The sequence below is a fragment of the Crenothrix sp. genome (genome assembly GCF_043729335.1).
GTDB lineage: Bacteria > Pseudomonadota > Gammaproteobacteria > Methylococcales > Methylomonadaceae > Crenothrix.
In genome coordinates, this window is the sequence record NZ_JAYTLQ010000022.1 from 1 (window position 1) to 21,882 (window position 21,882).

A 21,882-nucleotide genomic window follows, 5' to 3' on the forward strand; every position below is an offset into this window, starting at 1 on the left:
TCTTCCCGATTTCGTGGGGTAGCCACTACATATAGTGTTAGCCATGACCAAACAAACGCCGACCTTCAATATCAAGCCAGATATGCTGGAACAACCGGCCTAAGTCATATATGCCGTAACAACGCCGTTTGATGACTTTAATTTTATTGTTAAGGCCCGACAAAACCACTCGATGCCCGTTGAATGAAAGTGTACTGATTTCATTCATCCACTTCTGTATGTCCCCACAAACGAATCAAAACAGGTCAGCTTTAACGCTTGAACTTGCTTAATCCAGGCATTTAGCTCAATAATGGCCTGCATTTTAGTCAATGGTCTATTAAAAATACCCGTCAGCAACTCCCTGAAAAAATAGACATGTTTCAGAATAGGCGCATAACTAAAAAACAACAAAGGTGGCTTCCTGTTCTGGCGACAAAGCTGGGCAACTTTTTCTAAATACCCACATCACCCTTTGAGCTCGGCATATTCTTTAGCAGATAAGGTCTTTTTCAATAGTTTCATTTCCTGCTTTCTGGCCTTGTCAGCACAGCCGGGTAGTTTTGGGCAACATGAAACCTGTCGACCACGACAGTAACACCCGGGAGTTCTTCATACACAGCATTGCTATACCCTTCATATACATATCGACACAAGCCCGTTGTATCGTGGTTTTTACGGCCACTGGAATGCTGGCCAAAAAAGCTTTGACGGTGTCTTTCTTCCGATCCGGCAATACCGCCAATATGTGCTTTTCACCTTGCGCATTAATGGCTGAAACAATGACAACAAAATCTTTGTGCCCCTTCTTTAAGGCTATTTCATCAAGATCAAGACCAAGTACCGGTATCACTTTGATTGTATTCCAATCAACCTTCTGATGAATATAACGGTTGATGATGATCCACGGCAGCTTTACCGATCCCCCGCTTCATGCTGACATCGATAACAGTGCTATTGATCAAGTCGCGTAATTACAATTGCTCAAAAGCCTTGGTGTGTGGGCTTTTAGGGATATACCAGCCGCACTCCTGTGTCGTCGTTGGACCATTGTCGCAATACGGGCATTGGTAACGTTTAGGCTTGATTTTAATCCAAACGGGCTTTTCTAATATGGGCAAATGCCGTAAGGTAATTTCTTTACCCTGCCCATAAGATTGATCAATAAATTTACCGCAATGCTGGCAAATCGTCCCTTTCTGTTTGCTGTCTACGGTAATCACAAAACCTTTTTTTGTGGGGGTGTATATTCTTACAATGGTAACGTCGGGAATATCCAGGGGGATTTGTAGCAGCATGGGTCTCTTGCAAATAATGGCCGTTTATGGGATACAAACACGCCAGTATCATATACTGCATGTAGTGGCTACCCCACGAAATCGGGAAGAGCCAATATTTTATAACTGATTATATTCTTTCATATTTTTAAGGGCTCCCCTATCCTTCTTATCCCGAACTCAGGTTAAATAGACAAAATAGGCTCAAGCACTAAGGTCTCACTGGAAACACACAAAAACATTGATGTGTGACGGTTATAGTCCCAACGTTCAATGTCACAACTACGAGGCTCTTTTAAACGGTGATAACGAATGATATTAACCGAGTTGTCAATGTTTTGACGTGTTCTACTGGACACTCCAGTGCCCGCCTGAACAGCCCACATACGCTGATCAAACTCTGAAAATTTATGATGCAAGGGGACAATGAAAGGCAAATGGATATGGCCACCCAAAATAAGATCAGCCCCCGCTTTAGCCCAATTTGCTAAAGCCAGTTTACGGCCACGCATTACATTAACCTCATCCTCTAAATGCGTCACATAAACCGGATGATGCGCCACCACAATACGTAATTGCGCCGGTTGCGCCTGATTGAGTAACTGATTGACACGCCCTACTTGTACTGCGGAAATCTCCCCGTTTATATGACGATAGCGGCGCGTGGTTTTTACTGCAATCACTAATAAATCCTGAGATTTAAACACCGGTTCAAGATTTACCCCAAATCTCCGGCTGTAATTAAAATAAGGCCAAAAAATCCGCATCGGTAAATTGAACAACGGAATATCATGATTACCGGCAATCACCAGGTTTGCTGGGGCTTTTAGGGCATCAACAAAGTCCCTGGCTTTACGGAATTGGCTATTTCTGGCGCGCTGGGTAATATCTCCCGATAAAATAACCAAATCAGGCTGTTGTTGGTGTGCCAATGTAATGAGCGCTTTAACGACATCCGGCTGTTCTGTTCCAAAATGCGGATCAGAAACATGTAAAATTACACTCATAATGTCGCTTTATTTTTTTCCAGGTTTTCAGGATGTGGCTTGATAAGCCATAGCGGTTGCGGAGTAATGTCAAATTCCAGTGGCGCTTTTAACCAAAAAATCTCACCATCAATGGCCACCTTAACTTTACGGCCCAGGAATTTTGAAATCCTGACTTTCATTTTTTTAAAATTAAAGTTAACGATATTTTCATCTTCCCCAAGCTTGCCAAGCACACCTCTAAAAATCAATTTTAAGGTAGCTACCCTATCCAGTGGAGAAGGAATAATTGCCGCAAGCTTGCCGTGCTCAATATCATGGCTCTCAGGAACGCCTACATGCTCAAGCTGTAAGCGATTATTGCCTACAAAAAGACTTGGCGTGGAAAACCGTAGGGCTTTATTTTGGGTTTCAATATCAAGATGAATAATCTGACGATTTAAAAAAAGCGTGTATAAAGCGGCAACGAAAGCAACAGCACGACTCCTGCCCAATTGGTTTTTAAAGACTTCCCTGGTTTCAAGCAAATCAGGATATAACCCTAAACTTGCGTTGACTAAAAATATTGTATCGTTAACCCGGCCAATTTGCACAGGTTCCAAATGCCCTGCCAATATAACCTGCAAAGCTCCCTCAATAGACTCAGGTATGCCGTGGGTACGGGCAAAATAATTGAAAGTTCCCTGGGGTATTAACGCCATCGGACAATTTTCAGCTAGAACCTGTTGAGCAATGGTATGAATAGCGCCATCCCCCCCTGCGGCAACAACAATACCATTGTTTTCTTTGGCCAATTTAACGGCATCTTGGGAAATTTTTAATAAATCCTCCGGATTATCTACTAGCGTTATTGAATAATCACGCTGAGCCGGCTTCAAAACAGCTTCGATTTGTTCACAAATAGCCGATGTATCCGTTTTTCCGGAACGGCAATTTAAAATAATAAACAAGGGCGAAGCAGACTGAACGATTGAGGTCATGAGTGTTTCTCGGCAGTTATTTAATATTATGCCTTTGGTACTAAAAACTAACTTAAATTCAATTTAATCATTCACCTCCACAGCAAATCACCTTATAAATGACTATCCCACCTTTTGCTCCACAACCTGACCATCAGCCACGCACAACACAACAGACGCCAAATTGCAGAAGATACCGTGCTCGACAACACCTGGCGTATTGCTCAACAGATCATTCAACGTTTTAGTGTCTAGCGCTGCATCAAATACCATATCCAACACCACGCTGCCATAAGAGCTTATCACTAAGCCGTCTTTGTTCGCGGTTTGGCGCAAATCCCCTACCCCACCCAGTGATTCCAGATTGCGTTTAACCATCTGCCAGGCAAACGGCATCACTTCTACAGGAATAGCATAATTAGCACCGATACGGTCAACGCGTTTACTAGGGTCAATCAACACCCAAAACTGATCCGCTGCACGCGCCAGAATTTTTTCCCGCACCAAATCAAAACCGCGCCCTTTTAATAAGTCAAAATCAGCACTGACTTCATCTGCACCATCCACATACACATCAAGCTGTTGGATAGTATCAAAACCCAGCACTGGCAAATTAAGTGACTGTGCCTTAATGGCACTGACAACGGAACTTGCCACTACCTTGATATGCAAGCCTTCATGACTTCGACGCGCCAATTCTTCAATAAAATAATTGGCCGTTGAGCCGGTACCCAGCCCTACCAGCATACCGTCTTTAATCTGCTGGGCCGCATGATGGGCAACGCGTTCTTTATCATTCATAAGGTAGCTCTCCTAGTACATTCAATCATCTGTAAACACGATCATAGCAAATATTCTATCCATACAGTTTCATTCTTTATCCTCTGTATTTAGCGCCGCACAGTAAGCCCCTATCTTCAAAATCCATTCCAAAAAGCATTTACCACTAAAAACCACAAAAACCTGTTGCTTTTTTTAAACACAAATTTTTCAGCTGACAAGAATTTATACAAAAAAACAAGCCCTATTTATTGATTTATAAGTAAAAAATAATTATGGCACGGATAGTGCTTTTACTAATTTATGTTAGCTAATGATGCCTGACATAGAAAGTATTAATAGATTGTCTGGCTGCAATTGAAACCTCCTCAATATAAGGCAATTGAAGATTGGGTTTTACCGGTTGATTTTTACACAAGCAAAGATTCCTGTGCTGGGACATAAAAAAATAAACATCGTAATACCGTTTAAACGCATTTTTTACTTTGACAAAGGACACGCAAGTCAAAAGGTGGCTACCGCTTAACCCTGCTGATCTGCAACAACACAAGCCATAACAAATGACTTCATGGAGAGGTTTTATTATGAAAAAAACAAATAGTTTCAAACAAAAACGCATGTCACTAACCGTTATGCTGGCATTAGCCACACCTGCCGCACTACAACTAGCCCACGCCGGTGCGGGTTGGGGAGACAGCGCAGATGTTTCAGGAGGGCCCATCAAAACTCCTACCTATTATGCCAACAGCCCATCGGGATTAAGAGATGCGTCCGACGAAACGGGCGCTTTCACAGCATGCTTTACCCCTCCCCCTTCATCTGGTTCATTCGATACTTTAAACTTAACGTCTCCCAGCACTGGCGCAAACTGCGACACCGGTGGCTATATCGACACTGCCGGAATGAGCTTAGGGTTGCGTAAGTTCGTTGATACCCTGCCCGGCTTTAATAGCATCAACAATTTAGGGAATTCCATCCCTGTCGCAGTGCCTGACACAGCAACGTATCCAGGCTCAGAATACTACGAAATTGCCGTAGTGGAATACAAGCAAAAAATGCACACTGACCTGGCAAAAGAAACCACGTTACGTGGCTATGTACAAATTTCAACAGATGGAAGCGGCATTTCCCTGGCTAATATCAATGGCTCTCCCGTTTTATTGCCCAATGGATCGCAGGCGAAAGCGGTTGCCAAGCCTTCTTATCTAGGCCCCATTATTAACTCGACCAGCGGCACACCCACACGCATTAAGTTTTACAACTTGCTGCCAGCAGGCGCTAAAGGCAATCTGCACTTACCAGTTGATGAAACCCTTACTGGCGCAGGTTTAGGCCCTGATGGCATCAGCAAATACCAGCAAAACCGTGTGGAAATCCATTTGCACGGCGGCGATAATCCTTGGATCAGCGATGGTACGCCGCACCAATGGATATTGCCTGCTAGCGATGAAATCGCCCTCAGCAACCCCGCTAACAGTGCTGCCATAAAATCGATGGCGCGTGGTGTGGGGGCTAAAAATGTTCCTGATATGCCTGATCCGGGCCCTGGCGCAATGACCTATTATTTCCCTAATGGGCAAAGTGGCCGCATGATGTGGTATCACGACCATACTTTAGGCTTAACCCGTCTTAACGTGTATTCAGGGGTAGCGGCAGGCTATATGCTGAATGATTTACCAGGTATTGGCGAAAAACATCCGGCATTGGCATCACTATTACCCGCTGAGTCAATCCCGCTGATTATTCAAGACAAAACCTTTGTCCCTAAGGATATTGAAATACAGGATGCCAAGTGGAATGGCCTAAGCCAAGAAGCTGATTTATGGTATCCACACGTCTATGAAACCAACCAGGATCCAAACTCCGTAGACGGCACAAATCCAGTAGGCCGTTGGGACTGGGGCCCGTGGTTTTGGCCCGTATTTCCATCTGCTTACGACTTACCGACCGGTGAAGTGAATGCGGTAAATGCAACCACACGTCTTAGCGAAGTATCCACTACACCAGAAGCTTTTATGGATACCCCTGTGGTCAACGGAACGGCGTATCCAAAGTTAGAAGTGGATCCAAAAGCCTATCGCTTCCGCATTTTAAATGCCGCAAATGACCGCTTTTTAAACCTTGGCTTGTATATTGCCGCCGATAAGAACTCTACTGATCCGGTTGACCCTACCACACCTTATGGTCAGCCTAAACTGTGTAATGGCAAAGGCTCTGCTAACAATCAAGTGCCGGTTGCCAACTGTACGGAAGTCAAGATGGTACATTTCGATACCAGTTATCCAGCAGTTTACGGAGCGGGTAGCTCAAGCTTCCCTACTTCTGGCGGCCCTACTGATACCGGCTGGGGCACACCTAACGCCGCTTTATTCCCGATGGGAGTTCCAGACCCTGCGACTGCTGGCCCTAATATTCTCCAAATCGGCAATGAAGCCGGCTTACTGGCTAATGTCCATGAGATTCCCTCCACTATTATCAATTACGAATATAACAAACGTAGTGTAACCGTGCTGGGTGTACAAGAGCATGGCCTATATCTTGGTACAGCAGAACGTGCTGACGTGGTTATTGACTTCTCAAAATACGCAGGGCAAACCTTGATTTTATATAACGATGCGCCAGCACCCGTGCCAGCCTCCGATCCACGTATTGATTACTATACCGGTAATGATGACAATACAGGTGCAGGCGGTGCGCCTAGAACAAAACCGGGTTATGGCCCCAATACACGCACAGTTATGCAGATTGTCGTGAAAAAAATCACGCCACAGCCAGAACTGAATGTGCCTGCTTTAAAAGCCGCTTTACCAGAAGCTTATGCCAGTGTACAAGCTAAGCCTATAGTGCCAGAACCAGAGTTTAATAATGCATTTCCAGGTATCGCCACATCGGTCAGAAATAATGCCCGCATCTACACAGGTACGGTTTATCTGGGCGGATTTAAAGGTATGTCATTCAAGACACCTGAAGCCATTAATTATTTTCCGGCACCCACATGTAGCTCAGCCGCCGCGTGTAACACTGCCGTAAACACACAGCAAACTACCCCAGCCGCACCAACCGGAACAACAGTTGTCCCCAACGGCAAAGGCTTGGTTAGTGCACCCGCCGGTAGTACAGTCAGTGCATTTATCCAAAATAAAGCGATTCAGGAATTATTTGACCCTACCTATGGGCGTATGAATGCCACGTTAGGGATTGAACTGCCCTTTACCAGTGCCTTGACACAAACCACAATCCCTTTAGCTTACGTGGATCCGGTGACTGAAACAGTGGCTGACGGTGAAACCCAGTTCTGGAAAATAACCCATAATGGTGTAGACACTCACCCTGTCCATTTCCATTTGGTTAACGTACAAGTGATTAACCGCATCGGTTGGGATGGCACCATCAAAGTGCCTTATGGTGATGAATCAGGTTGGAAAGAAACCGTTAAAATGAATCCGCTGGAAGATGTCGTGGTTGCAGTTCGCGCCAAAAAACCAACCCTTACGGGTGTGGTCGGCGCTAACGGTTTTGGACTACCGTTGAGCAAGCGTTTAATGGATCCATCGCAACCTATTGACTCAACTTTGGAATTTACACCCGTGAATCCAGCCACAGGTAACCCTATGGTCGTTAAAAATGCGGAACGGGATTACGGCTGGGAATACGCATGGCATTGTCATATTTTAGGTCATGAAGAAAACGACTTCATGCGTCCAGTAAAGTTTGATGCTAACGAAGTAATGCCTGCCGCACCTAGCAACTTAACCATAAATGGCGGCGCATTATCCTGGATTGATAATGCCACCACCGAGTATGAATATACCGTAGAACGGGCTTTGGTAACCAATGGCGTAATAGGCGCTTACAGTGCTGATCTAACAGAGGCAGCGCCACAGATTATCGGCTCTGCACCGCTAGCCAACGCCACACACTTTACCGACACCACCTTAAGTGCATTGATCCCATCTAACAATACTGCTCCTTTGGTCAGGGCAACCGATGTCGGCCTCAATTCAGTAACATTAAACTGGCCAGCAAATAACGAACTGGGCTATAAAGTCTTCCGCTCTCCTTCGCCTGCTGGACTTGATAGCTTTGTTGAAATCAACCCTGTCACCGGAACTACCGCGACCTACACCGACAGCAGCGTAAGCCCAAGCACTCAATATACTTATACGGTAGTCCCCGTTAGCCCAAGCCTGGCTTATTCTTACCGAGTGACCGCTATTGGTGCTAAAGGCAGCAGTTCTGTTGAAGCGCAATCTGCATCAGCGTTTGGTGCATCTGCAACCGCTACCATTGATGTAACGACAGCCAGCCCTACTGTTGTAGCAGCACCCACCGCCTTAGTGGTTGATTCAACACTGGCTCGCATTAGATTAATTTGGACTGATGTTGCGGTTGCTCCACAAATAGCACCTACGACTTATAGCATTCAACGGGCAAGCGATGGAGTAAGTTTTGCAACCATAGCGACCGTAGGAGCCACTGTAAGAGCCTATAACAATATTGCAACCGGTGCTTACCCAATAGCCTTAGGCAATACTTATACCTACAGAGTCATCGGACAAAACGCTACCGCTACAGTAAGTAGCTCAGCACCGTCTAATGGTGTCACTGTGCAGTATAGTGCTCCTGCCATACCATCAGTACCTAACCAAGGTGCAACAACGACCACCACTGTAGCTCTCAACTGGCCTGCGGTACCCAATGCCACTCGCTATACTGTATTCCGAAATGGGGTACAGGTTTGGAATGGAACTGCGCTCAGCCGCACACAAGGCGGTGAGATAGCCGGTAACACGTACAACTTTACAGTAACTGCCAGCAATGCTCTTGGAAGCTCAGCAAATTCAGCTGCTCTTTCGGTAACCATGGTTCCTGTAGCTCCTGCTATCGCTCCCACCGCGACATTGGGCGCGGTCGGAAGTAAAAAGATTAATCTGGCTTTACCAGCACTACCTACCGGTGCAACGGGCTTCAATGTTATCTATCAAACCCGTGCTAATGCTTTGGCTGCCTGGAGTGCGCTGACAACCCTACCTAACGCAACAGGAATAACCGGCACTACCTACCAAACAACGGCTTTGGCAGCGGGGCAATATCGCTTCCGTGTCGCGGCTGTCAATACCAGTGGTATCTCGGTAAGTAGCCCTTCAAGTGCAATAGTTACCGCACCATAAGCCAGCTAATAGTGTTAATAACATCCCCTTTCAATCTTGAAAGGGGATGAGCCGGATAAAACCAATTTATAAAACAGATTGAATACACTCAACTGAATACAGGATTAAAGCCATGAAAACACATACCCAAAAACTTGCCAGCGCCATTATTATGTTGCTGGTGGCCGTTAACGTACAAGCCCGTCCTATTGCCTTACCCGATCCAGCGACGGGTTCAAGCCAAAGCGGAAGCTTCAGTATTAATGCTGAAGATCAAATTACTGTAACCGGAAATCCCGTTAGCCTAACAACCTCTTTGCCTGCAAACGGCGATGTGGCCAGTGGCACAGCGCGTTTTATGAGCGGTTCATTACACTATAACGATGGCAGCGCTACTGTCGATGGCCGGATGGCCAGAGTAACTTTCGGTAGCCAAATTAACAATGGCCAAGTGACCTACCTAATAAAAGGCCTGGTTTATGGCACGTTGACACAAGCCGGAAAAACCGTTGATGTTAACGGCGATTTTGCAGTCACTACCAAGCCAGCACCTGAAGGTACTGAATTGACCCAAGCGCAAGTGGATTCCAGTGATCTATTGTTAACCATACGTTCCAATATTAATAATACTCAAGCACAGTAATCAGCTTTTTACTTTAGGTAGGGACGTAAAATCTTGCGTCTCTACCTTAACCGGATAAATAGACGTCCCAAATCTATACGCTGTTGCTTAATAGATTAATCCCCACTATCAGCCTACTAAAATCCAAAATTGCACTAAACTTCTGAAACAATACAGTCACGCTAACGACTGGCTTACGCTTCGTTTTTGTCATCAGGAGACATCATGCATTTTAACAAGTTACCTTTAAACCTTATTTTTGGATTGGTTTTTTTAACCCCGCAAGCTTTCGCTGAAAAACAGCCCCCAGCAGTCGGTTCTTTCAGCACTAATAATGATGCTATCAGCTACGCCGTAGGCGCCTCTATTGGCAGGAACTTCAAGAAAGAAGGCTTTTCAATCAACGAAAAGGTTTTTGTTAAAGGCATGCAAGATGGTTTGTCCGGTGCAAAACTCAAAATGTCAGAAAAAGAATTTAAATCCGTATTAGCGGGGTTTCAAGGCGATATGCGCCGCAAGATGGCGGCTAATCATCAAGAAAAAGCCCTACAAAATAGAAAGACGGCAGACGAGTTTCTGGCTGAAAATGGCAAGAAAGCGGATGTAGTCAGCTTACCCAGTGGCGTTCAGTACAAGATTATCAAAGCTGGCGACGGGGCAAAACCTACCGACTCCGATACCGTTCAAGTTAATTACCGCGGCACGCTGCTGGATGGCAAAGAGTTTGATGCCAGCCTACCCGACAAACCCGCCAATCTAAAACTCGCTCAATTGATTGCCGGCTGGAAAGAAGCCTTACGCTTGATGCCTGTCGGCTCCAAATGGCAACTGTTTATTCCCTCCAAATTCGCTTATGGCGAAAGAGGCGTGGGCGTTGATATTGGCCCAAACGAAATGCTGACCTTTGAAGTGGAATTATTGGGCATTCAAAAATAAGCTAACAATTTTTGGCTATCCACTTAAGCTGGGACACACCTTAATATTGCTGGTGTAGGTTCACTGCCATTAAGTTAAGCAAGAAAGCTCCCTCTCCTGCTGGAGAGGGTTGGGGTGAGGAGAATAAAATCAACAAGTTAAATTTCCCCTCATCCCAACCTTCTCCCTTTGGAGAAGATGTCGTGTTCTTAACTTAATGGCAGTGTGGTGTAGGTTGGGGTGACGCAAGGAACCCCAACATATAACTACTTATCGTAGGGTTAATTACCTCAACCAATCTACAAAACGTGTCCCAGCTTAAATAAGTAGCCCATTTTTTATACGCAGGCCGTGTTCATTAGAAACGCACAACTTCTTTAGAAATTATCCATGTTAAAAAACTATTCCCTACTTGCTGGCAACACCCCTACCCCCATCCTAATTGTTTTAAGTTTGTTAGCCTTGTTGCCGATCAATGCAGTAGCGGAACCGCCATCGACAACAATCAATTTAATAGAGCAAGGACAGCGTATCTACCAAGAAGGTACTCTAATTTCAGGTAAGCCATTAGAAGGCTTTCGTAATGGCAATGCCACCCTGAAAGGTACTGAAGCCGCCTGCGTTAATTGCCATCGCCCCAGTGGCATGGGATCAGTAGAAGGCGATATTTTGATAGCCCCTATCGCCGGAAACTATCTTTTTAATCCGGACAAGGTGCAGGTTACCAACATGGATCCGCGCAGTGGCAAAAAATTTAATCAAGCCCATCCTGCTTACACCGAAGACAGTTTAGCCACCGCTATTACTGCGGGAATAAATAATTCCGGAAGAAATATGTTGGCGTTAATGCCTCACTATGCGCTGGAAAAACAAGATATGGCAGCGCTGTCGGCTTATTTGCACCAGCTTTCATCCACTTGGTCTGCGGGTGTAGATGCAGAAACCATACATCTGGCAACGGTTATAACACCGGACGTAGAGCCACAGCGCCGAAAAGCTTTCCTGGATACTTTGCGTTTATCCATTATTCAAAAAAACGGTAGCACAGCGACCGCTTCCAGTAAAAAAGGCCGCCACCACATGACATCGGCTGCGGAAATGGTACTGGGCACCGAACGTAAATGGGCTTTGCATGTCTGGGAATTGCAAGGAACGCCGGACACCTGGACGACACAGCTAAATGAAAAATTGCACAATCAGCCGGTCTTTGCCCTGTTATCTGGCGTAACTAACACGACGTGGGAACCTGTACACAATTTTTGCGAAGACAAGCATATTCCTTGCTGGTTTCCAAGCGTAGCATTACCGGTAACGACGCAATCGTTTTACAGCTTATATTTTTCAAGAGGCGTGCTGCTGGAAGCGGATGCGCTAGCCAATCAATTAACTGGTACAAATAAACCCAAACGGGTCGTGCAAATTAGCCGCGCTGATGTAGTCTCTACCCAAGCAGCAAAATATTTAGACGAGTCTTTAACCAAAGCTGGCATTGCAACAGAACAGCGCATCATCAAAGCGGGTGCAGCAATTTCAGCGCAATCTCTAGGTAAATTGACTGCTGAGGATACCCTGGTATTTTGGCTGCACGGTAACGAATGGCAGCAATTAGGCAAAGCTTTACCACCCACCGTGAAGGCTGTGTATTTTTCTGAAGCATTGGCTGGCGGCCAATCTTTACCGGAAACCTGGCGTAAGGTCGCACACTTGGTTTATCCCTACCAACTACCCGACAAACGCCAATCTAATCTGACCAATTTTTATGCCTGGCATAAAATGAAAAAACTGCCGATTGTCGATGAACATCTTCAGGCGGAAGCTTTTTTCGCCGTGGAATTTCTGACCGAAACCTTATCCGAAATGTTAGATAACGTGTACCGTGATTATCTGCTGGAAAGAGCCGAAAACATGTTAAGCCGCAGTGAATCAGTGAAATCGGAACAGCAAGTACGCGAAAGACAAATGCGCGGCAAGATAGGCACTGCAATACAACAGCACAGCACCAGTATTTATCCCCATTTGGGGTTGGGTGTAAATCAGCGTTTTGCCTCCAAAGGGGCGTATATCACCCACTACGATAAAGACAACAAACTGGTGGCTGATTCCGATTGGATAGTGCCATGACCGTATTTAAGACTGAGACTACTTTTATGACTGACATTAATTCACTGATAAAAAAACTGATTTTAGGTTTTGTATTGCTAGGGTTATCACTGCCGTTATCAGCAGACGAAACACAAATTAACCCTGAAACTGCCGATTACACCTTGCCAGATGTTAGCGTGCTTCGTCAGGATGGTAAAAAACTGGATTTTATCAAAGAAATAGATGATGGCCGTCCGGTTATCCTAAATTTTATTTTTGCTTCCTGTTCTGCAATCTGTCCCATGCTCAGCCACACTTTTTCAAAAGTACAGGCTAAATTGGGCTTAAATGATAAACATGCACATTTGATGTCAATTTCCATTGATCCTGAAAACGACACACCTACAAAATTAACGGAACATGCCAAAAAATTTGGCGCAGGAACAGATTGGGATCATTACACCGGCACAACAGAATCCAGCACCAGCATCCAAAAAGCCTTTAATGTTTATCGCGGCGATAAGATGAACCATACGTCTGTCATTTTATTACGTGCAGCACCGAGTAAACCTTGGCTACGCTTAGAAGGTTTTGTCAGTCCAGACAAAATTATGGGTGAATATGATAATTTGAATCAACAACAATAAACATCAGTTTGGCTTGCTACCGAAACAAAGACTTACATGAAGAGGGTTACAAAATAAAAGACGAATATTTTTCTAATGCCGAACAAGGCAAATTTTATGTGCCTGTTGAGGATATTCAATTCCCCATTTATTTGGATAAAGACATTGTGCTATTTTTTAATAAAAAATGCCAAAACACCTTAGAGAGCTTACAAACATTGGTCAACGACTTATTACGTAAAGATATTGAAATTGCCAATCGTGTCAGTTTATAGTCTTTTAGAGTGAATTAAATACCCCCTCGACACCCATCAATCTAAAGGAGCATTCCCCATGTCCTCTTGCCAAGAACTCTACCAACAAGCCAACCAATACCGCCATTAGAAAAATGACAGCTAGCGGAATTATTATTGGCTGATCTGGATAAACCTGATCCAGAAATTGATGCCATCTGGCGTGAAGTAATCATGGTTCGACAAGGCTCTCATGAGCTTGTCGAATGGATCACCACGAACGGCCTTTTTCAAAACTGTCACACCTTAGAGGGATAGCCGTAAATCGTTATAATTGAGATTGTAAATTAAATTTCACTGTCGTGGTATTTAGTGTACATTCACAGCTTTTTTGATTTGTGGATGGGCTGTCTATGTATTATCTTGTTTTAAGCTTTATTGTTCTGGTGGTGACCTCGTGTTCGCAATTACCGCCAACACCTCAGCTACCCTCGCCGTATCCCGACACGTTACTGAGCAGGCCAGTGAAAGCTGGAAAAATAATGAAGCTGAATTACGAGGGCTTTACGATTTGGCTGGACTGTAACCGACATGGTGCCATTAAATTTCAATACAATGCCCAACGCGACAGTGGTTCAGCACCGCGTAACGACAGATTTTTCCTTGACCCTAAAGTGCCGAAAGAATGTCAACAAAAAACTGCCAAGGCTTATGGTCACAACTATGATCGTGGTCATCAAGTGCCGGCCAATCATTTAGACTATTCAGCGGCGGCCATTAAGGCCTCAAATACCATGACTAATATTTTGCCGCAAGCGGCCAATATGAATCGCGGTGCATGGTTGCTGACCGAAGAAATTATTGAATGTTACCGTGACATTGATGAGTTATTAGTTATTGGTGGTGTCATTTGGGGTAAAAATCCTGCCGATGATTACTTTGTGCAATCGCATGGCGTAACAACACCGGATGCGTTTTGGAAAGTGGTGGTACGTGGCATAGGGCAAGATGAGCAGGCTATCGCGTGGATAGTGCCCAATACACAAGAGGCTACCAAGAAAAATCTGGACGATTATTTGGTGAGTGTTGAGACAATAGAACGCTTAACGGGCGAGAAACTTCCGGTGGCTGATTATGCCAAGCAAGATAAGCTGACCCAGTCTTGGATGATTCCTAAAGGCTGTAACAAAAGTTAAGCAGGGCAGAAAATAGCCGTCTTTATGACGGCTATTTTTTAAGGCGAAATTACAATAAATCTAACAGCAGAAATAGCACTACGGTTAAGCCTAGTCCGCAGTGAATGACACCTTTAATGCTGGCACAAGGGCCGATTTTTCCGGCAGCCGGTAATTTTTGCACCAGACTATGGTTTTTAATCATAGGGTAAGCGCCGTTATATTCCAAAACCAAAATAACCGCTACTGCAAGAATAAACGCCAGTGCATGGAATTGATGGGGGTAATGGGCTGAAGCACCCATGAAAAATAGCATAGGCACTGAAAACAAAAAGTTGGTTCTTGATGCCAACCCGGCTTTTGCCAAAGCATCCGCAGCTTCCGGTAAAGCGGCGCCACCACTGGCAACTTGTGTTGCTGATGCAATCACTATTTTTTGATTAGGCCAGATAATCAGCCAGACGTTGATAAACATAAAAATACCTAACAACGCACCTACGTAAATATCAACCGACATGCTGCTGCCTTTTACGGCAAAAATGCCCAGCCCTGTGATTAAAGTAAACATTGCGCCCCAACGGAACCACCATAATGCGCGCGGTACCAGTTTTTGAATGGCATCTGCTTTAGCATCGCCGCTGGCTTCTTTAAAATATTCTGTTTGTACTAAGTTGAAGTAATACAGCAAACCGATCCAGGTGATCCCTCCCAAAAAATGCCCCCATCTCAACAGCATTTCTAGTCCTAATTTTGTGGTAACAATATCCATAACAATCCTCACTTTTTATAATTATGTGTTATTAACTTAATGCCGTGCTGTGTAAAACACAACTCGACCCTAACTATAAATCGTAATGTGCTGTTTTTGTCAAGATTATTTTCTGGTAAATGTTTTGAATAATTGGAGGGTTAAGGAAGGATGTGGGGTTTTTTGCCGTGTTAAGCGATACACCGTACACCCTTCGACAAGGCTCTCCTGAGTGTACCGAAGGGCTCAGGCCGAAGTGTGTGCCTTATTGAGTGTCCCGTCTTATGTGTGTAGCCCTCTAATTCATAGGACTCGGATCGGATTGCTTGAGATTTATGTCAATCGCGCAAGTGCAAATGCAAGCTTTTCGCCGCCCAATATTGACCGCTACTGATAACTCAAACCACTTTTTTAGTTCTGGAAGCATCATTTTTACGGCGATACCAATGGTAAAAGCCTCTTTTAGCCATCTCGACTATGAGTAAATAAATCACCACCATTGCCGCTAAAATGCCATAAAACTCAGTGGGCGGTGGAACAAAGCCGAAATACGTTCCCAAAGGCGTGAAGGGCAATGTTGCACCAATCAGCATTACCGAGAGCGATGTCGCTACCAGAACCGGATGGGCACGGCTTTTAAACGGATTGCCACGGGTGCGTATAACGAAGATTACCAGCACTTGGGTGGAAAGTGACTCGACAAACCAGCCAGTTTGAAACAGGGTTTCATTGGCCTTTAACACCACCAGCATCACGTAAAAAGTCAGAAAATCGAACATTGAACTGATGGGGCCGATCACCAGCATAAAATTGCGGATAAAATTCATATCCAGCACCCGAGGTTTCCGAAGCTCTTCTGGATCGACTTCATCTAATGGGATCGGTACTTCGGAAAGATCATACAGAATATTATTGAGCAATATTTGCGTGGGCAGCATGGGCAGGAAGGGCAAAAAGAGCGCCGCGCCCGCCATGCTGAACATGTTGCCGAAGTTGGAACTGGTGCCCATCATGATGTACTTCATGATATTGCCGAAAGTGCGGCGGCCTTCCAGTACGCCATCCAGCAGCACGTTTAAATCTTGGTCCAGCAGGATCATATCGGCGGCTTCTTTGGCGACATCGACTGCCGAATCCACTGAAATCCCGACATCCGCCGAATGCAGGGACGGTGCATCATTAATGCCGTCGCCCATATAACCCACCACATGGCCACGTGCTTTCAGTGCCAGGATTACTCTGTCTTTTTGTGACGGGTTAACCCTGCAAAACAGGTTGGCGGTCTCCACTTTAATCCGCAAAGCTGAATCATCCATCTGGGCGATGTCTTTACCGGTTAAAATGCCGGTTACCGGAATATTTAACTCAGCGCAAACATGCTGGGTGACCAGCTCGCTATCGCCGGTGACAATTTTAACCGTTACGCCCCAGTCCTTAAGCGCGGCAAGCGCAGTGCCAGCACTGGCTTTGGGCGGATCAAGAAAGCCTGCAAACCCTGCAAACACCAAATCTGATTCATCACCGATAACCGCATCGGAATGTTCTTGCGGAACATTTCGCCAGGCAATGCCCAATACCCGAAAGCCTTCTTTTTCAAGGCTAATGTGCTCGGCGTGTATGCGTTCGCGCGAAGCCTTGTCGAGCAAAATCTGCGCGTCATTACCCTGTTCTTCATAGCGGGTACACAGGCCAATAATCTCCTCGGATGCGCCTTTTACCACCAGTATTCGGCCATTGCCTTTGTCCAGCAACACGGACACGCGCCGTCGCTCAAAATCGAAAGGTACTTCGTCGATTTTCTTCCAGGCCGTCACATCAATATGTTCATGTGCCAGGATGGCATCGTCGAGTGGACTTTTAAGGCCGGTTTCAAAAAAGCTATTCAGATAAGCCAGTTCGAGCACCCGCTCGCTGGGTTTGCCTTGTGGGTCTACATGCTGTTCCAGGCGAATTTTGGCTTCGGTTAATGTGCCGGTTTTGTCTGTGCATAACACATCCATCGAGCCTAAATTTTGGATAGAAGCCAACCGTTTAACGATCACCCTTTTTTTAGCCATGTGCAATGCGCCGCGCGACAAAGTGACCGATACCACCATTGGTAGCAATTCCGGTGTGAGCCCTACCGCCAGTGCCACTGCAAACAGGAAAGAATCCAGCCACGGCTTGTGCATGAAAGCATTAACCAGTAACACAAACAGCACCAATAAAATGGTCAGGCGCATGATAAGCAAGCCAAAGCGGTGCGTGCCAACTTCAAAAGCTGTGGGCGGCGGCTGGCCGGTAAGGCTGTCAGCGATGGCGCCAATAGCCGTGCCGGTACCGGTTTTAACCACCCGCATCCTGGCACTGCCGCTGATGACGGTCGTGCCCATGAACACTGCGTTGGTGGCATCTTGCAACTCGGTTGCATCGGCGGCAAGTACCCCTGGATGTTTCTCAACAGGATAGGATTCGCCCGTGAGCAATGCCTGTTTGACGAACAGATCCTGCGCTGCCAATACCAAGCCATCTGCTGGAATCATATCGCCTGCAGAAAGCACGGCCAAATCACCAGGGACAACTTCTGTCACTGGCACATCAATAACCTTGCCATCACGAATAACCCTGGCGCGCACCGACACCGAATGCCGTAAGCTTTCCGCTGCTTTACCAGCCCGGTGTTCCTGCACAAAATCCAGCGTGACGCTCAACAGTACCATGACTGTAATAATGACAAAGTTGGCCATCTCGCCGGTAAAGGCCGAGATGGCACTGGCGACCAGTAGCAGAATAACCAGCGGATTTTTAAAACGGGCAAGGAATTGCAGGATTAAGGATTTTTGCTGGTGGTCGCGGAACAGGTTTTGACCAAACTTGGTGAGTCGTAAGTGGGCTTCCGCACTGGATAAGCCTGCTGCATCAGTCGCCAGTTCTGCTTGGGGTTCTGTGAGGGATTTTAGCCACCAAGCTGGATGCTCAGGCGTAGCCTTGGATTTTGCGGTTAATTTTTTCATGAGGAAATCCTAAATAGGGCGTATTGGCAGACTTCAAAAGAAGTGCTAACGGTCAAAATTGTCCAATAAATAGTTGTGTCACCAAAGATAAGCACTGGCCATTTTTCCCATAATTTCAAATTCAAACACGCGGTTTGCCGCAGTGCCGGCGACACCATGACAGACATGCAATGGCAACAAATGCTCTTCTCTGGGATGGCAGTATCTTGCCGCTGGGGCGCTCTCCCAGTTAATCAGCCTTTGTGTGCGCTCTGGTTCCGTAAGCTGGCTAATGGAACAGGTGTCCATAAGCCATTGCTCAAAGGATTCATTCATGGCTTGGGTTTGCTTTGTTGATGGCGCAAAAAACTCTTTGATGTTGTGGAATGAAAACCCGGAGCCAATAATAAGGACATTATCTTTTCTTAAATCCGCTAAAGCCTTGCCCATCTGGATATGTTCTTCAGGCTGCAAGCTATTAACCAGGGACAATTGGACACAGGGAATGCTGGCATCCGGGTACATAATCTTTAATGGCACAAATAAACCATGATCGAAACCCCGGTGGCTATCCAGTTTTGCTTCAATACCAGCGTTTTTCAATAGATTAAAAATTTTGTTCGCTAACGTCGACGACCCTGGGACCGAATACTTAATTTCGTAAGATTCTTTAGGAAATCCATAATAATCATATATCAGCGTGGGCAACACTCCGCTGGCAATGGTGGGGATATTTTCTTCCCAATGGGCACTAATCACCAAAATAGCACTGGGTTTTGTTAGCGCTGGTGTAATCTCCATCATAAAACGTATCAAGTTCTGATGATTTTTATCGCCCAGCAAAGGTAAAGGACCACCGCCATGAGAAAGGTACAAAACAGAACTTAATGGCGTTTTTGATGTGTTGCTCATAATGGCCTCACCTGCGATTCTAATAAATATAAGTTAGTTGATACCAAAAGACGGCCATAAATTAGCTAGGCAAAGATGTTTAGTGGTTCGACGGGTTACGCCTTTATTTTTTCTGTACGTAAAAAATCACGCCATGGGGTTGTTTGATAAAGTCAATAATCTGATGCCCAGCTTGATGGCAATACACACCAAAATCCAGATGAGCGGCAGGATCTGTGGTTGTTATTTTAATGATATGGCCGCTGCTTATTTCCATTAAGGCTTTTTTTAGACGTAATAAAGGTAACGGACACATTAAGCCGCTGGCATCGACATCCAGTTGAGTTTCAATCATGGTAAAAGGTTTTTTCGTAATCATAGGTGAGGGACTTATAATAACATTCTCAGTTGATCTACCTATGTTCAGAAAATGGATTATTTCCCGATTTTTGTTAAACTTACCCATCAGCCGTGTCTTGTTGTGGGTGCGGGTGAAGTTGCCGCCCGAAAAATTGATTTGTTATTACGGTCTGGCGCACAGGTTACTGTCATCGCTCAAGAAATTGGTGTAGCAGTTGCAAGTCTGCACGCGCAAAAGACGATCACCGTGTTGCAAAAAGCCTTTAGTGTTGAAGATGTTCATGATTACCGATTAGTGGTTTCAGCAACAGACGACTTAGAAACCAATCGGTTAGTTGCCAAAGCTGCACACGAGCGCTATATTCTCATTAATGTGGTTGATAACCCGGAGCTGTGCAGTTTTATTTTTCCAGCGATTATTGATCGCTCACCCATTATAGCGGCGATTTCATCAGGCGGTGCAGCCCCAGTACTCGCAAGATTATTACGTGCCAAAATGGAAACGGTCATTTCACCGGCGTATGGGCAATTGGCAAGTTTGGCGGAAAAATTTCGTGATACGGTTAAGCAGCAGATTAAGCATCCTCCGCAACGGCGTGTTTTTTGGGAACGTATATTTCAAGGTTCGGTTGCTGAGCTGGTTTTTGCCGGTAATTTAACCGCAGCTGAATCGCAATTGCAAAAGCGGCTGGCTGATGGCCAAGATAGCCTCCTACCATCTGGTGAAGTGTATTTAATTGGCGCAGGCCCTGGCGCTGCTGATTTATTGACGTTTCGAGCGTTGCGCTTAATGCAGCAAGCCGATGTTGTGGTCTATGACCGTTTAGTATCGCCAGAAATACTGGATTTGGCGCGGCGGGATGCTGAAAAGATTTACGTCGGTAAGCAACGGCAAAACCATGCACTGCCGCAAGAATCTATTAACGAGTTATTGGCCAGCTTAGCCAAACAGGGCAAGCGGGTGGCGCGGGTAAAAGGCGGTGATCCTTTTATTTTTGGTCGTGGCGGCGAAGAGATAGAAACCTTAATGCAACAAGGTATTAGCTTTCAGGTGGTGCCAGGCATTACGGCGGCTTCCGGTTGCGCCAGTTATGCGGGTATTCCGCTCACGCACCGAGATCACGCGCAATCGTGTACCTTTGTAACGGGACATTTAAAGGATGATTCGGTTAACTTAAATTGGACGCAGCTGGCTGCTCCCAATCAAACTGTAGTTATTTATATGGGCTCGGTGGGCTTAGATAAAATCTGTCAGGCATTGATGGCACATGGCAGTCCTAAAGACTTGCCTATTGCATTAATACAGCAGGGCACTACAATTAATCAAAAAGTAATTACCGGAACATTGGCAACTATTTCCGCTTTAGTGGCTAATCAGCATATTAAAGCACCTACTTTAATTATAATAGGCACTGTAGTCAGTTTACACAATAAATTGTCGTGGTTTTCTAATGAGCCAGCTGTACAAAACAATTGATCGTTGCGAAGAACATCCTGCTAAAAATATCAGGAAAAATTCAGCAGCTGTTCATGTAAGCTAGATGATACTATTAGCTATTCAAAAAAATAGCGCTTAGCGGCAATAAAACGATTGAATTATTCTGTCAAATTCCCTATTCTTCGTGGGTTTGACTTTTAACTGAACTGTGACAAAGCAGTACATTTTTAACTATAAGAGAGGTTGGTATGAAAAAAGCATTAGGTGTATTGGCAGGTGTTGTTTTAATTGCGTTAAGTGGCCAAGTAGCTGCTGATGAACAACTTGATATTGGTAAGAAAATTTATGATCGTGCTTTCGGTCGTGGCTGTGGTACTTGCCATGATATCGCATCAAATCCACAATTAACCGCCAATATTAAAACAGGCGCTTTGACAAGAGCGGGCTTTGAAGAAGTGATTAAAAATGGCAGAGGCGGAATGCCTAAGGCTATCGATGAAATCATGAAGAATGCGGCAGTAGTAAAAGCCGGTTATGGGGAGCCACAAGCGCTTGATGCGTTATTTGCTTATATCAGCAGCAAGTAATAAAACCTAGTACTTAGTCAGCTTTATAATGTCGAGTACTATAAAATACTCCGTTCGTCCTGAGCCTGTCGAAGGACTTGTGGTTCATGGTTCGACAAGCTC

General features: G+C 45.3%; 20 protein-coding genes. 10 read left to right on the forward strand and 10 right to left on the reverse strand.

The annotated features are described in order from the left end of the window. Positions 1-37 precede the first annotated feature (37 nt). The 6 genes from ACHZC4_RS05485 to rpiA form a co-directional block, all read right to left on the reverse strand. Complete coding sequence (locus ACHZC4_RS05485) at positions 38-220, reverse strand: hypothetical protein (RefSeq protein ID WP_394752837.1); 183 nt, start codon at positions 218-220, stop codon at positions 38-40. 303 nt (positions 221-523) lie between these two features. Further along, positions 524-832, reverse strand: a complete 309-nt coding sequence (locus ACHZC4_RS05490; RefSeq protein WP_394752819.1) for a transposase — start codon at positions 830-832, stop codon at positions 524-526. A gap of 121 nt (positions 833-953) precedes the next feature. Then, on the reverse strand, positions 954-1,277 hold the full coding sequence (locus ACHZC4_RS05495; protein ID WP_394752820.1) for a transposase family protein: 324 nt from the start codon (positions 1,275-1,277) through the stop codon (positions 954-956). 164 nt (positions 1,278-1,441) lie between these two features. Continuing rightward, positions 1,442-2,263: a metallophosphoesterase family protein gene (locus tag ACHZC4_RS05500; protein ID WP_394752821.1), complete on the reverse strand. Its 822-nt coding sequence runs from the start codon at positions 2,261-2,263 to the stop codon at positions 1,442-1,444. Then, positions 2,260-3,222 carry a diacylglycerol/lipid kinase family protein gene (locus tag ACHZC4_RS05505; protein WP_394752822.1) on the reverse strand — a complete coding sequence of 321 codons (963 nt, stop codon included), beginning with the start codon at positions 3,220-3,222 and terminating at the stop codon, positions 2,260-2,262. The genes ACHZC4_RS05500 and ACHZC4_RS05505 overlap by 4 nt, the downstream gene beginning before the upstream one ends. A 102-nt stretch (positions 3,223-3,324) precedes the next feature. After that, the gene (gene rpiA / locus ACHZC4_RS05510) at positions 3,325-4,002 is read right to left on the reverse strand and encodes a ribose-5-phosphate isomerase RpiA (protein ID WP_394752823.1); all 678 of its coding nucleotides are present in this window, start codon (positions 4,000-4,002) and stop codon (positions 3,325-3,327) included. A gap of 563 nt (positions 4,003-4,565) precedes the next feature. Here rpiA and ACHZC4_RS05515 point away from each other — a divergent pair. From ACHZC4_RS05515 to ACHZC4_RS05550, 8 genes are all read left to right on the forward strand, one after another. Beyond that, positions 4,566-9,152, forward strand: coding sequence for a multicopper oxidase domain-containing protein (locus ACHZC4_RS05515; RefSeq protein ID WP_394752824.1), 4,587 nt, complete (start codon positions 4,566-4,568; stop codon positions 9,150-9,152). Between the two features lie 112 nt (positions 9,153-9,264). Further along, on the forward strand, positions 9,265-9,774 hold the full coding sequence (locus tag ACHZC4_RS05520) for a hypothetical protein (protein WP_394752825.1): 510 nt from the start codon (positions 9,265-9,267) through the stop codon (positions 9,772-9,774). Positions 9,775-9,978: 204 nt separating this feature from the next. Further along, positions 9,979-10,689 (forward strand): FKBP-type peptidyl-prolyl cis-trans isomerase, encoded by a 711-nt coding sequence (locus ACHZC4_RS05525; protein ID WP_394752826.1) that lies wholly within the window; start codon positions 9,979-9,981, stop codon positions 10,687-10,689. Between the two features lie 369 nt (positions 10,690-11,058). Further along, positions 11,059-12,789 carry a c-type cytochrome gene (locus tag ACHZC4_RS05530; protein WP_394752827.1) on the forward strand — a complete coding sequence of 577 codons (1,731 nt, stop codon included), beginning with the start codon at positions 11,059-11,061 and terminating at the stop codon, positions 12,787-12,789. Continuing rightward, entirely contained in the window at positions 12,786-13,397 is a 612-nt protein-coding gene (locus tag ACHZC4_RS05535; RefSeq protein WP_394752828.1) for an SCO family protein, read from the forward strand. Before ACHZC4_RS05530 ends, ACHZC4_RS05535 begins: the two co-directional genes overlap by 4 nt. Positions 13,398-13,405: 8 nt before the next feature. After that, the gene (locus ACHZC4_RS05540; protein ID WP_394752829.1) at positions 13,406-13,651 is read left to right on the forward strand and encodes a hypothetical protein; all 246 of its coding nucleotides are present in this window, start codon (positions 13,406-13,408) and stop codon (positions 13,649-13,651) included. A gap of 415 nt (positions 13,652-14,066) precedes the next feature. Then, positions 14,067-14,195, forward strand: a complete 129-nt coding sequence (locus ACHZC4_RS05545; protein ID WP_394752830.1) for a hypothetical protein — start codon at positions 14,067-14,069, stop codon at positions 14,193-14,195. Further along, positions 14,152-14,805 carry a DNA/RNA non-specific endonuclease gene (locus tag ACHZC4_RS05550; RefSeq protein ID WP_394752831.1) on the forward strand — a complete coding sequence of 218 codons (654 nt, stop codon included), beginning with the start codon at positions 14,152-14,154 and terminating at the stop codon, positions 14,803-14,805. The genes ACHZC4_RS05545 and ACHZC4_RS05550 overlap by 44 nt, the downstream gene beginning before the upstream one ends. Before the next feature lie 49 nt (positions 14,806-14,854). On the opposite strand, the gene ACHZC4_RS05555 is transcribed toward ACHZC4_RS05550, so the two are convergent. The 4 genes from ACHZC4_RS05555 to ACHZC4_RS05570 form a co-directional block, all read right to left on the reverse strand. Next, positions 14,855-15,553, reverse strand: a complete 699-nt coding sequence (locus ACHZC4_RS05555; protein ID WP_394752832.1) for a urate hydroxylase PuuD — start codon at positions 15,551-15,553, stop codon at positions 14,855-14,857. A gap of 377 nt (positions 15,554-15,930) precedes the next feature. Then, positions 15,931-18,525, reverse strand: coding sequence for a magnesium-translocating P-type ATPase (gene mgtA, locus ACHZC4_RS05560; RefSeq protein ID WP_394752833.1), 2,595 nt, complete (start codon positions 18,523-18,525; stop codon positions 15,931-15,933). Positions 18,526-18,603: 78 nt separating this feature from the next. After that, on the reverse strand, positions 18,604-19,416 hold the full coding sequence (locus tag ACHZC4_RS05565; protein WP_394752834.1) for a DODA-type extradiol aromatic ring-opening family dioxygenase: 813 nt from the start codon (positions 19,414-19,416) through the stop codon (positions 18,604-18,606). 103 nt (positions 19,417-19,519) lie between these two features. Continuing rightward, positions 19,520-19,750, reverse strand: coding sequence for a sulfurtransferase TusA family protein (locus ACHZC4_RS05570; protein ID WP_394752838.1), 231 nt, complete (start codon positions 19,748-19,750; stop codon positions 19,520-19,522). Between the two features lie 75 nt (positions 19,751-19,825). Between ACHZC4_RS05570 and cysG the strand changes: the two genes are divergently transcribed. Then, a complete protein-coding gene (cysG, locus tag ACHZC4_RS05575; RefSeq protein WP_394752835.1) occupies positions 19,826-21,232 on the forward strand; it encodes a siroheme synthase CysG in 1,407 nt (468 codons plus the stop codon). A 209-nt stretch (positions 21,233-21,441) separates the two neighbouring features. Then, the gene (locus ACHZC4_RS05580) at positions 21,442-21,780 is read left to right on the forward strand and encodes a c-type cytochrome (RefSeq protein WP_394752836.1); all 339 of its coding nucleotides are present in this window, start codon (positions 21,442-21,444) and stop codon (positions 21,778-21,780) included. Positions 21,781-21,882: the final 102 nt, after the last annotated feature.